This window comes from Pseudomonas sp. GT1P32, from assembly GCF_054897805.1.
In genome coordinates this window covers 6,719,245-6,731,755 of the sequence record NZ_CM142704.1, presented here as the reverse complement: position 1 = coordinate 6,731,755, position 12,511 = coordinate 6,719,245, and the positions used below count along the sequence as shown (strand labels likewise).

The window sequence follows — 12,511 nt, the reverse complement described above, 5'->3', positions numbered from 1 at the left end:
CGTTTTTGCGTTTGGGGGGTTTGGTACTGCTGTTTTTCCCCTCCTCTGGCGTGCATATCCGTTTTTGCGGTGATGGCGGCTATTGGTTTCGCCCTTACGGCGAGTCACTTGGAGAAGCCCCAAGTAACCAAGGGCTCTTGCCCCTTTCGTTCGGTGGCTCGCTAATGCTCGCCATGCCCTCGCTCCGGTCCTGCTCCGTGGGCCCGCCGCCATCGGCCATCCCTGGCCGGGGGCGGCTAACCCGGCATCCATGCCGGGTTGCCCACTACGCAGAACCTGCGCTCGGCCTCTCGAGGGGGCGCTCAGATCAAAAGCGGAAGGCGAGCTAACGCTCGGCCTGATGAGTGGTGAAAATCAAAAGCGTATGGGATTCCCTGTAGGAGCCGGCTTGCCGGCGAAAAACGTCCAGACACCGCGCTCATCCAGACAGCCCGCGTCATCGTTGACGACCATCGCTGGCAAGCCAGCTCCTACAATTTCGAACCGTGTGAACCCAATCCCTTGTAGGAGCCGGCTTGCCGGCGAAAAGCGTCCGGACAACGCGTTCACTCAGACAGCACGCGTTATCGTTTGACGTCCATCGCCAGCAAGCTGGCTCCTACAATTTTGAATCGTGTGAACCCAATCCCTTGTAGGAGCCGGCTTGCTGGCGAAAAGCGTCCGGACGACGCGTTCATTCAGACAGCACGCGTTATCGTTGACGTCTATCGCCAGCAAGCCGGCTCCTACAGGGGAACGTGTTCAACTGGGCAATCAGGTCGGCTGATACTGGATCAGGCACAAACAAAAACGGCACCTTGCGGTGCCGTTTGCCTTTCTCAGTCCCGCCGTTTACTTACGTGCGTCTGCCCAGGATTTCAGCAGTTCGTTGTAGCTCACGGTTTCACCCTTAGGCTTTTCGTTCGCCAGTTTCGGTTTTGGTGCACCCGGCTGATCGAACCAGTATTGCGCATCGCGCTCGGGGTTCATTTTCGGGGCGCAGGTGGCTTGGGCCTTCGAGCGTTCCAGACGGGACATGATCGCGTCCTGATCCTTGGCCAGGCCATCGAGCGCCTGTTGCGGGGTTTTGTCGCCGCTGGCGGCTTCGGCGATGTGGCTCCACCACAGTTGCGCCAGACGCGGATAGTCCGGCACGTTGGTCCCGGTCGGGGTCCATTGCACACGGGCCGGGCTGCGGTAGAACTCGACCAGACCACCCAGTTTCGGCGCCAGGTCGGTCATCGCTTGCGAGTTGATGTCCGACTCGCGAATCGGTGTCAGGCCGACGATGGTTTTCTTCAGCGACACGGTTTTCGAGGTCACGAACTGCGCATAGAGCCAGGCAGCCAGTTTCTGTTTCTCAGGCGTGGACTTCATGAACGTCCAGGAACCCACATCCTGATAGCCCAGCTTCATGCCCTCTTCCCAATACGGACCGCGCGGCGAAGGGGCCATGCGCCATTTCGGTGTGCCGTCGGCGTTCACCACGGGCAGACCCGGTTTGGTCATGTCGGCGGTGAATGCGGTGTACCAGAAGATCTGTTGGGCGATGTTGCCCTGGGACGGCACCGGGCCGGACTCGGAGAAGGTCATGCCCGCCGCTTCCGGTGGTGCGTAGGCCTTGAGCCAGTCGACGTATTTGGTCGTGGCAAATACCGCCGCCGGGCCGTTGGTGTCGCCACCGCGAGTCACGCTGGAACCGACCCGGGTGGCAGTCCTCGACGCGAATGCCCCACTCGTCCACCGGCAAACCGTTAGGCAAGCCCTTGTCGCCACCACCCGCCATGGAGAACCAGGCATCGGTGAAGCGCCAACCCAGGGACGGGTCTTTCTTGCCGTAGTCCATGTGCCCGTAGACCCGCTTGCCGTCGATTTCCTTGACGTCTTCGCTGAAGAATTTGGCGATGTCTTCATAGGCCGACCAGTTCACCGGAACGCCCAGCTCGTAACCGTACTTTTCCTTGAACTTGGCTTTTAGGTCCGCACGCTCAAACCAGTCGGCGCGGAACCAATAGAGGTTTGCGAATTGTTGGTCGGGCAGTTGATAGAGCTTGCCGTCAGGCGCGGTGGTGAAGGAAAGGCCGATGAAATCCTTGAGGTCCAGGGTCGGCGAAGTGAAGTTTTTACCTTCATTGGCCATCAGGTCGGTGATGGATTCAGTCTTGCCGTAACGGAAGTGCGTACCGATCAGGTCCGAGTCGTTGACCCAGCCGTCATAGATGCTCTTGTCCGACTGCATCACGGTCTGCAGCTTTTCCACCACGTCGCCTTCCTGCAGCAAATCGTGGGTCACCTTGATCCCGGTGATCTCGGTAAAAGCCTTGGCCAACACCTTGGACTCATATTCGTGAGTGGTCAGGGTTTCCGAGACGACCTTGATGTCCATCCCGCGAAACGGCTCGGCGGCCTTGATGAACCACTTCAGTTCCGCGAGCTGCTGATCCGCCGTCAGGGTGGACGGTTTGAACTCGCTGCCGATCCATTTTTTCGCGGCTTCTTCGTAGGCATCGGCCCAGGCCGAAGCGCTCAAACCGCTGAGTGCCAGCATGGCTGCCAATGAAATGCTATGTCGCAGCTTATTGTTTTTTGTCGAACATAGAGACCTCCTTTTAGGGTTTCGGAGCAACATTGCCGAGCGATTCGACTAGCCCCAACGCATCACAGCCAACAGCCACACCAGGGACAACGCGAACGCTACCCAGATGCTCCAGTCGGTCACGCCGATTACCAGCAAATGCAGGTAGGCGCTGCCGAGAAGACCGATAAACAGCCGATCGCCACGGGTGGTGGCAATCGGCAAAAAACCACGCCGAAGAACGCTCGGCGAGCGTAGTTCCCACGTCGTCATGCCCACCAGAATCAGGCCAATGACGGTGAAGAACGCCGCTGTGGGGACAGTCCAACTCATCCATTCCATCATCAGTTCCTCATACTCGGCCGAGGGCAAAGCCCTTGGCCACGTGGTTACGAACAAACCAGATCACCAGCATGCCCGGCAGGATGGTCAACACCCCCGCCGCCGCCAGCACGCCCCAGTCGATGCCGGACGCCGAAACGGTTCGGGTCATCACCGCCGCGATCGGCTTGGCGTTGACCGAGGTCAGCGTCCGCGCCAGCAACAATTCGACCCAGGAAAACATGAAGCAGAAGAACGCCGTTACGCCGATCCCCGAGCCAATCAGCGGCACGAAAATCTTCACGAAGAACTTGGGAAAACTGTAGCCATCAATGTAGGCGGTTTCGTCGATTTCCTTCGGAACGCCGGACATGAAGCCCTCGAGAATCCACACCGCCAACGGCACGTTGAACAGGCAATGCGCCAACGCCACGGCGATGTGGGTGTCGAACAGGCCGATCGACGAATACAGCTGGAAGAACGGCAACAGGAATACCGCCGGTGGCGCCATGCGGTTGGTCAGCAGCCAGAAGAACAGGTGCTTGTCGCCGAGGAAGCGATACCGCGAGAACGCGTACGCCGCCGGCAACGCCACGCTCAGCGAAATCACCGTGTTCAGGCTCACGTAATACAGCGAGTTGAGGTAACCGGTGTACCAGGCCGGATCGGTGAAGATCACCTTGTAGTTGGCAAAAGTGAAATCCTGCGGAAACAGCGTCAGGCCGCTGAGGATTTCGGTGTTGCTCTTGAAGGACATGTTCAGCAGCCAGTAGATCGGCACCAGCAGGAACAGGATGTAGATCAGCAGTGGAATCAGCTTTCTCTTGCTCATGGCAGACCTCAGCGGTTGGCGTCAGAGTGAGTCATGGCGGTGTAGAACAGCCAGGACACCAACAGGATGATCAGGAAGTACACCAGCGAGAACGCCGCCGCCGGGCCGAGATCGAATTGGCCGATGGCCATTTGCGTCAGGGTCTGGCTGAGGAAGGTCGTGGCATTCCCCGGCCCGCCGCCCGTGAGCACGAACGGCTCGGTGTAGATCATGAAACTGTCCATGAACCGCAGCATCACCGCGATCAACAGCACGCTCTTGAGCTTGGGCAACTGGATGTGTCGGAACACTGCCCAGGCGGATGCGCGATCAATCCGCGCAGCCTGGTAATACACGTCCGGAATCGCCCGCAACCCGGAGAAACACAACAGCGCCACCAACGACGTCCAGTGCCAGAACGTCCATCACCAGCACCGTGACCCAAGCGTCCATGGTGTTGGCCGCATAGTTATAGTTGATGCCCATCGCATTGAGGCTCGACCCGAGCAAGCCAATGTCCGCCCGGCCGAAGATCTGCCAGATGGTGCCGGACCACGTTCCATGGAATCAGCAGCGGAATCGCCAGGATGATCAGCACCAGGGAAGACCAGCGGCCCTTGGTCGGCATGGTCAGGGCGATGGCGATGCCCAGCGGGATTTCGATCAGCAGCACGCAGCCGGAGTAGATGAACTGGCGCAGCAGCGAGTCGTGCAACCGTGGGTCGAGCAGCACCTGCTTGTACCAGTCGGCGCCGACGAAGTAGCGGCTGGACTGGTCGAAGATGTCCTGCACCGAATAGTTGACCACGGTCATCATCGGGATCACCGCACTGAACGCCACCAGCAAAAACACCGGCAGCACCAGCCACCAGGCCTTGTTGTTCTGCACCTTGTTCATGGCAGCACCTCCAGCAGGTAATCGTCGGCATAGACCATCAACCATTGCGCCGGAAAGCTGATGTACGCCGTGCCCTCCGGCACCGGTTTGTCTTCCGCCAGCCCGTACTTTCAACGGCACGCCGTCGAGGTTCAGGGTCATGATCTTGTAGGTGCCGAGGTCTTCGACGTGTACGACCTTTGCCTGCATCGCGTCGTCAAACGGTTCGTCCCACACGTGTACGAACTCAGGTCGGATGCCAACCTTCAGGGTTTTCCATTCGGACTCGGCGATGCGTTGCAGTTGCGTTTTCGGACAACGGCAAATGCGTCGAGGCAAAACCGACACCGCCCGGTTGCGGCTGCACGTCGATCAGGTTCATCCCCGGGCTGCCGATGAAATAACCGACAAAGGTATGGCTCGGCCGTTCGAACAATTCCCGTGGCGTGCCGAATTGCACGATCTGCCCGCCGTACATCACCGCGATCTTGTCGGCGAAGGTCGAGGCTTCGAGTTGATCGTGGGTGACGTAGACCATGGTGATGTTGAACTGCTCGTGGATCTGTTTGAGCTTGCGCCGCAGCTTCCACTTCAAGTGCGGGTCGATCACCGTCAGCGGTTCATCGAAGAGGATGGCGGAGACGTCATCGCGCACCAGCCCGCGGCCCATCGAGACTTTCTGTTTTTCGTCAGCGGTGAGGTTGCGCGCCTTCTTGCTCAGCAGCGTCTGGAGGTCGAGGACCTCGGCAATTTCCTGCACCTTGCTGTGAATTTTCGCTTCGGCCATGCCCTGATTGCGCAGCGGAAAGGCCAGGTTATCGAACACCGTCATGGTGTCGTAGACCACCGGAAACTGGAAAACCTGAGCGATGTTGCGCTTCTCCGGGGTCAGGTCGTTGACCGCTTTGCCGTCGAACAGGACATGGCCCTGGGACGGGCTAAGCAACCCGGAAATGATGTTGAGCAAGGTCGACTTGCCGCAACCCGAAGGCCCGAGCAAGGCATAAGCACCGCCCTGCTCCCAGATGTGGTCCATCTCGCGGATCGCGTAATCCTCGGGGCCGCTCGGCGTGCGCGTGTAACTGTGGGCGAGGTTCTGCAAACGGATTTCGGCCATCAGGCAACCCTCGCGATACGGCGTCCGGGCGCCTGGACCAGCCGCCCCTGCGCATCGAACACAAACAGTTTATGGGTCGGAATGTAGATGCGGATCGGCGCATCGACGTCGTATTCGTGAACACCGGGCAAATGGCAGCACCAGCAGGAAATGCTCGTTGCGCACGTGGAGGAAGGTTTCCGAGCCGCTGATTTCGGCGACCTCGACGGTCACTGCCAGTTCGAGGTCATCGTCGTTGCTCGGCACCAGCGAGATGTGGCTCGGGCGCACGCCGAAGCGGAACTCGCCCTCGCCCACCGGGCGCAAATCGACGTTCAACGGGAAGTGCACGAAATTGGCGAAGCTGACTTCGTTGCCGGCGATGCGTCCGGGCATCAGGTTGATCGGCGGTTCGGAGAACAGCTCGGCGGCCAGCACCGATTGCGGCTGGTGATAGACCTCGGAGGACTTGCCGCTCTGGATCACCCGGCCCTCATGAAGAATGGTCGTGGTGCCACCGAGCGCCAGCGCTTCGTTGGGCTCGGTGGTGGCGTAGATGGCGATGGTGTGCCGCGCCTTGAACAGCTCGCGCATTTCCTGGCGCAGTTCTTCGCGCAACTTGTAGTCGAGGTTGACCAGAGGCTCGTCGAACAGGATCAGTTCGGCGTCCTTGACCAGCGCCCCGGGCCATCGCGGTGCGCTGTTGCTGACCACCGGAGAGCTCCAGCGGATAGCGCTGGAGAAACTTCTCGATGCGCAACATCTTCGCGGTTTCCAGCACTTTGCTCTGGATCAGTTCGTTGGACACACCGGCCTGGCGCAACGGCGAAGCGATGTTCTCGAACACCGTCATGGTCGGGTAGTTGATGAACTGCTGATAGACCATCGACACGTTGCGCAAGCGCACCGGGCGTTGGGTGACGTCGACGCCATTCATCAGGATGCGGCCGCTGTCGGGCTTGTCCAGGCCCGCCATCAGGCGCATGAGACTGGTTTTGCCGGACAGCGTGCGGCCAAGCAAAACGTTGAAGGATCCAGGTTCGAAACTCAGGCACGCATCGTCGATCCAGGTCTGGCCCTCGACGGTGCGGCTGACGTGCTCCAGAGTGAGTGACATGGCTCGGCCTTTTTATTATTGGAGTCAAGCGACCGGAGCAGTAGAGCGAGTTTCATGCCAGAAATTGCAACGTGTTGATCTGGCTTGGAAATCCTTGAAACAGCGGTGAAACCGCTTTCGTTGCTGAACAGAAATGAACAACGACGGCTGAACAATTGAACAATCTAACCGTTGACAATGAACAATAGTGAACAACACTCTACGGACTGTTCACGCTCCCCGTAGGAGCCAGGCTTGCCGGCGAAGGCGTCTTTGAAATCGCCTTCGCCGGCAAGCCTGGCTCCTACAGGTCAGTGGTGTGTCAGTACCATCACGCGAGAGATTCGACGTGATGTGCAAACCCTATAAAAACAATAAAAGCTTGCTCAGAGATCGACTGCCATGGCCGTACCTGCCTCGCCGCTCTCCCACGACGCCATCATCCAGGACTCCTGGTCCCGTTGCCGCGCGTTCGGGCTCGATCATCAGAGTGCCCCGGCATTCGACCAGCTACCGGCAGCGGACATCGCGCAGTTGCTGGAAAGCCAGCATTCCTTGGTGCAGACCACCCATCAAGAGGTCCTGCCCTATTACGAAAACATCCTCAGCAACTCCAATTGCCTGATCATGCTCGCCGACAATCAGGGCCAGGTCCTGACCTCCTGGGGCACCCAGCGTTTCATCGAGCCGAGCCTGACCCGCGGCTTCAGCGCCGGCGCGAGCTGGATGGAGCGTTGCAGCGGCACCAATGCCATCGGCACTGCCCTGGCCTGTGAGCAGGCGGTGCACATCGAGCACGATGAACATTTCCTCAAGGCCAACCGCTTCATGACCGGTTCCGCCGCACCGATTTTCGATGCCGAACGCAAGGTCATCGCGGTGCTGGACGTGTCCAGCGACAGTTACCTGCCGCCGTCCCACACCCTCGGCATGGTCAAGATGATGAGCCAGACCGTGGAAAACCGGCTGATCCTCAACCTGTTCCATGGCCAGCATTTTCAACTGACGTTCAACACCGGCTTGAACAACCTCGACAGCCAATGGGCGGGATTGTTGATTTTCGATGAGACCGGCCAGGTGCTCTCAGCCAATCGCCGCGCCGATAATCTGCTGGGCATCAGCCTGTCGCGGGTCAGTGTCGAGAGCCTGTTCAAGGTCTCATTGCTCGAACTGCTGAATCAGCCGGACGGCCTGCCCTTCTCCCTCCAGGCGTCCGGGCGCAACCGCTTCCAGTGCCTGTTGAAGCGGCCGAAGCAGGCGCCGATCCAGGCAAGAATGTTCGCCGAACCCGCCGTGGCGGCACCCGCACCCGCCGCTATCAGCCTCAATACCCTGCACTTCGGCGACAGCCGTGTGGAAAAAGCCGTGCGCCAGGCCGAGCGCCTGCTGGAGAAAGACATTCCGCTGTTGATCCACGGCGAAACCGGGGTCGGCAAGGAAGTGTTCGTCAAGGCGCTGCATCAGGCCAGTTCTCGCAGCAAACAACCGTTCATTGCCGTCAACTGTGCAGCGATCCCCGCCGAACTGGTGGAGTCCGAGCTGTTTGGCTACGAGAAAGGCGCGTTTACGGGCGCCAATCAGAAAGGCAGCATCGGGCTGATTCGCAAGGCCGACAAAGGCACGCTGTTTCTCGATGAAATCGGTGACATGCCATTGCCAACCCAAGCCCGGCTATTAAGGGTGTTGCAGGAACGCTGCGTACAGCCGGTGGGCAGCAGCGAGCTGTTCCCGGTGGACATCCGCATTATCTCGGCGACTAACCGTTCGTTGCGCGAGCAGGTTCAGTTGGGGCGATTTCGCGAAGACCTGTATTACCGGATCGGCGGATTGACCCTGGAATTGCCACCGCTCAGGGAACGCAGCGACAAGCAGGCGCTGTTCAAACGCTTGTGGGAACAACACCGTGAACCGTCGCAGTGGGCCGGGTTGAGCCGTGAGGTGCTGGAGTTGTTCGACCGCCACCCGTGGCCGGGGAATTTACGCCAGGTCAGCAGCGTGATGCAGGTGGCGCTGGCCATGGCGGAAGAGCAACCGGTGCGGCCGGAGCATTTGCCGGATGATTTTTTTGTCGATCTGGAGATGGAACCGGTCGAGGTGGATGAACCCTTGGCGGTTGATTTGAATGATGTGGAGGATTTGAATCGGCAGTTGCAGGCGGCTGGGGGGAATATTTCCCATCTGGCGCGGCGGTTGGGTGTGAGCCGGAACACCCTCTATAAGCGATTGCGCCAGTCGGAATGACGGGGTATCCGCAGCGGCGGCTCCCGGTTTGCGACCATTCGCGGGCAAGCCTCGCTCCTACAGGGACCGCGCCGTTCGCCAACACCGTGAACGACGCGGTCCCTGTAGGAGCGAGGCTTGCCCGCGAAGACGTCAGCCCTGTCACCGCTAAACCAATCCCACCCCAAAAACAAAAACCCGCACAAGGCGGGTTTTGTTTGTAACAAACGCAGCAATCAGTCAGCCAGACGCCAGGTCGTACCACCCTTGCCATCTTCCAGCACTACACCCATCGCGGTCAGTTGATCGCGAATACGGTCGGATTCAGCCCAGTCCTTGCCGGCACGAGCCGCCAGACGCGCCGCAATCAGCGCATCAACCTCAGCCGCATCAACCCGCCCTTCGGCACCGGCCTGCAGGAAGTCATCGGCCTCAAGCTGCAACACACCCAGCACGCTCGCCAGTTCTTTCAGACGCGCCGCCAGACCCGCCGCCGCATCAAGATCGCTCTCGCGCAGACGGTTGATCTCGCGAACCATCTCGAACAGCACCGCACAGGCTTCCGGCGTGCCGAAGTCGTCGTTCATCACCTGAGTGAAGCGCTCGACAAAAGCTTCGCCGCCAGCCGGTGCCACACTCGGCAGGCCTTTCAACGCGTGGTAGAAACGCTCGAGTGCGCCTTTGGCGTCCTTGAGGTTGTCTTCCGAATAGTTGATTGCGCTACGGTAGTGGCTCGACACCAGCAGGTAACGCACGACTTCCGGGTGATACTTTTCCAGCACGTCGCGAATGGTGAAGAAGTTGTTCAAGGACTTGGACATCTTCTCGCCATTGATGCGAATCATGCCGCAATGCATCCACGCGTTGGCGTAGGTCTTGCCGGTGGCCGCTTCGCTCTGGGCGATTTCGTTTTCGTGGTGCGGAAACTCAAGGTCGCTTCCGCCGCCATGAATATCGAAGGTCTCGCCCAGGCAGCAGGTCGACATCACCGAGCACTCGATGTGCCAGCCCGGACGGCCGTCGCCCCACGGCGATGGCCAGCTCGGCTCGCCCGGCTTGGCGCCTTTCCACAGCACGAAGTCCAGCGGGTCCTGCTTGGACTCGTCGACTTCGATCCGCGCGCCGATGCGCAGGTCTTCGATCTTCTTGCGCGACAGCTTGCCGTAGCCCATGAACTTGGCGACGCGGTAGTACACGTCGCCATTGCCCGGTGCGTAGGCGTAACCCTTGTCGATCAGGGTCTGGATCATGGTCTGCATGCCAGCGATGTGATCGGTGGCCCGCGGTTCCATGTCCGGCTTGAGGATGTTGAGGCGCGCCTCGTCCTCGTGCATCGCAGTGATCATGCGCTCGGTCAGCACGTCGAACGGCTCGCCGTTCTCCTTGGCCCGATTGATGATCTTGTCTTCAATGTCGGTGATGTTGCGCACATACGTCAGGTTATAGCCGCTGAACCGCAACCAGCGGGTCACCAGGTCAAACGCGACCATGCTGCGGCCGTGGCCAATGTGGCAGTAGTCATACACGGTCATCCCGCAGACGTACATGCGCACATTGTTGCCATCCAGCGGTTTGAACACTTCTTTGCTCTTGGTGAGCGTGTTGTAGATCGAAAGCACGTTAGAGGTTCCTTGAATCACTGGCCCCACGAATCACGCAAGGTCACGGTACGGTTGAATACCGGAGCACCTGGTTTCGAGTCCTTGATATCCGCGCAGAAGTAACCTTCGCGCTCGAACTGGAAACGGTCTTCCGGCTGTGCATTGCCCAGGGAGGGTTCAGCACGACAACCAGTGAGTACTTGCAGCGAATCAGGGTTGATGTTGTCCAGGAAACTGGCGCTGTCTTCGGCCTTTTCAGGGTTCGGCGAGCGGAACAGGCGATCGTACAGACGCACTTCGCACTCGACGCTGGCCGCGGCCGGCACCCAGTGAATCACGCCTTTGACCTTGCGGCCTTCAGGGTTCTTGCCCAGGGTTTCCGGGTCGTACGAGCAACGCAGTTCGACGATGTTGCCATCGGCGTCCTTGATTGCTTCGTCGGCACGGATCACGTAGCTGCCACGCAGACGCACTTCACCAGCCGGTTCCAGGCGCTTGTAGCCTTTTGGCGGCTCTTCCATGAAGTCATCGCGGTCGATGTAGATTTCACGGGCGAACGGCAGCTTGCGCACGCCAAGTTCTTCTTTCTGCGGATGACGAGGCAGTTCGAGGTGATCGACCTTGTCTTCCGGGTAGTTGGTGATCACGACCTTCAACGGACGCAGCACGCACATGGCGCGCGGTGCGTTCTGGTCCAGATCCTGACGGATGCTGAATTCCAGCATGCCGAAATCAACCACGCCGTCGGAACGGTTGGTGCCGATCATGTCGCAGAAATTGCGGATCGACGCCGGGGTGTAGCCACGGCGGCGGAAGCCGGACAGCGTGGACATGCGCGGATCGTCCCAACCGTGAACGTGCTTTTCATCGACCAGTTGCTTGAGCTTGCGCTTGCTGGTGATGGTGTAGTTCAGGTTCAGGCGGCTGAATTCGTACTGGCGCGGGTTCGCCGGCACCGGCAGGTGCTCGAGGAACCACTCGTACAGCGGACGGTGGCTTTCGAACTCCAGGGTGCAGATCGAGTGGGTGATGCCTTCGATGGCGTCCGACTGACCGTGGGTGAAGTCGTAGTTCGGGTAGATGCACCACTTGTCACCGGTCTGGTGGTGATGCGCATGGCGGATGCGATACATGATCGGATCGCGCAGGTTCATGTTCGGCGAAGCCATGTCGATCTTGGCCCGCAGCACACGTGCGCCGTCCGGGAACTCGCCGGCACGCATGCGGGCGAACCAGTCGAGGTTTTCTTCGACGCTGCGATCACGGAACGGGCTGTTGCGGCCCGGCTCGGTCAGAGTGCCACGGTATTCCTTGGCTTGTTCAGGGCTCAGGTCGTCAACATAGGCCTTGCCGGCCTTGATCAGTTCAACGGCCCAGTCGTGCAACTGGTCGAAATACTGCGAGGCATAGCGCACTTCGCCGGACCATTCGAAACCCAGCCATTTGACGTCGCTTTCGATGGCGTCGATGTATTCCTGGTCTTCCTTGGCCGGGTTGGTGTCGTCGAAACGCAGGTGGGTGACGCCGCCAAACTCCTGGGCCAGACCGAAGTTCACACAGATCGACTTGGCGTGACCGATGTGCAGGTAGCCGTTGGGCTCAGGCGGGAAACGGGTGACGATCTGCGTGTGCTTACCCGAGTCCAGGTCCGCCTGGATGATCGGGCGCAGGAAATTGACCGGCACGGCAGGGCCGGTCTTGGAATTCGAGGTAGGGTCGACAGTGGGCTTGCTCATAGGATCCTTGAACGTACAAGTGCGCGGCCGGAACACGGGCCTGATAAAACAAAGCCGCTATCATAGCCGAAGCCGTCAAGTCGCTGACAGTACAGGCCCGAAAACGGCTGCATTTAATCGGATGCAAATGAAAAACAGCCTCGAAATTGGCGTCTGTCGCGCTAAACTGCGCACCTTGGCCGACATCGGCCGGACCGGT

At 59.6% G+C, this 12,511-nt stretch carries 5 protein-coding genes and 4 pseudogenes; 1 reads left to right on the top strand and 8 read right to left on the bottom strand.

The annotated features are described in order from the left end of the window. Nucleotides 1–831: 831 nt before the first annotated feature. From ACYZUC_RS30760 to ACYZUC_RS30735, 6 genes and pseudogenes are all read right to left on the bottom strand, one after another. Nucleotides 832–2,527 (bottom strand): annotated as a pseudogene (locus ACYZUC_RS30760) (ABC transporter substrate-binding protein). A 96-nt stretch (nucleotides 2,528–2,623) separates the two neighbouring features. Next, nucleotides 2,624–2,896 (bottom strand): DUF2160 domain-containing protein, encoded by a 273-nt coding sequence (locus ACYZUC_RS30755; RefSeq protein WP_032829048.1) that lies wholly within the window; start codon nucleotides 2,894–2,896, stop codon nucleotides 2,624–2,626. A gap of 10 nt (nucleotides 2,897–2,906) precedes the next feature. Further along, the gene (locus ACYZUC_RS30750; RefSeq protein ID WP_017339615.1) at nucleotides 2,907–3,707 is read right to left on the bottom strand and encodes a carbohydrate ABC transporter permease; all 801 of its coding nucleotides are present in this window, start codon (nucleotides 3,705–3,707) and stop codon (nucleotides 2,907–2,909) included. Between the two features lie 8 nt (nucleotides 3,708–3,715). Next, a pseudogene (locus ACYZUC_RS30745) lies at nucleotides 3,716–4,584 on the bottom strand (carbohydrate ABC transporter permease). After that, a pseudogene (locus ACYZUC_RS30740) lies at nucleotides 4,581–5,680 on the bottom strand (ABC transporter ATP-binding protein). The pseudogenes ACYZUC_RS30745 and ACYZUC_RS30740 overlap by 4 nt, the downstream one beginning before the upstream one ends. Beyond that, nucleotides 5,680–6,776, bottom strand: a pseudogene (locus tag ACYZUC_RS30735) (ABC transporter ATP-binding protein). Before ACYZUC_RS30735 ends, ACYZUC_RS30740 begins: the two co-directional pseudogenes overlap by 1 nt. Nucleotides 6,777–7,157: 381 nt before the next feature. Between ACYZUC_RS30735 and ACYZUC_RS30730 the strand changes: the two are divergent. Beyond that, entirely contained in the window at nucleotides 7,158–8,996 is a 1,839-nt protein-coding gene (locus ACYZUC_RS30730; RefSeq protein ID WP_461992463.1) for a sigma-54-dependent Fis family transcriptional regulator, read from the top strand. 215 nt (nucleotides 8,997–9,211) lie between these two features. Here ACYZUC_RS30730 and cysS read toward each other — a convergent pair whose 3' ends face one another. Both cysS and ACYZUC_RS30720 read right to left on the bottom strand, forming a co-directional pair. Further along, nucleotides 9,212–10,594 carry a cysteine--tRNA ligase gene (gene cysS, locus ACYZUC_RS30725; protein ID WP_046047477.1) on the bottom strand — a complete coding sequence of 461 codons (1,383 nt, stop codon included), beginning with the start codon at nucleotides 10,592–10,594 and terminating at the stop codon, nucleotides 9,212–9,214. 17 nt (nucleotides 10,595–10,611) lie between these two features. Beyond that, nucleotides 10,612–12,312: a glutamine--tRNA ligase/YqeY domain fusion protein gene (locus ACYZUC_RS30720; RefSeq protein WP_461992460.1), complete on the bottom strand. Its 1,701-nt coding sequence runs from the start codon at nucleotides 12,310–12,312 to the stop codon at nucleotides 10,612–10,614. Between the last annotated feature and the right edge of the window lie 199 nt (nucleotides 12,313–12,511).

Excerpts from the sequence above, each read along its gene's own strand:
- ACYZUC_RS30755 (WP_032829048.1), bottom strand. The coding sequence starts at position 2,896 with ATGGAATGGATGAGTTGGACTGTCCCCACAGCGGCGTTCTTCACCGTC.
- ACYZUC_RS30750 (WP_017339615.1), bottom strand. The coding sequence starts at position 3,707 with ATGAGCAAGAGAAAGCTGATTCCACTGCTGATCTACATCCTGTTCCTG.
- ACYZUC_RS30730 (WP_461992463.1), top strand. The coding sequence starts at position 7,158 with ATGGCCGTACCTGCCTCGCCGCTCTCCCACGACGCCATCATCCAGGAC.
- ACYZUC_RS30720 (WP_461992460.1), bottom strand. The coding sequence starts at position 12,312 with ATGAGCAAGCCCACTGTCGACCCTACCTCGAATTCCAAGACCGGCCCT.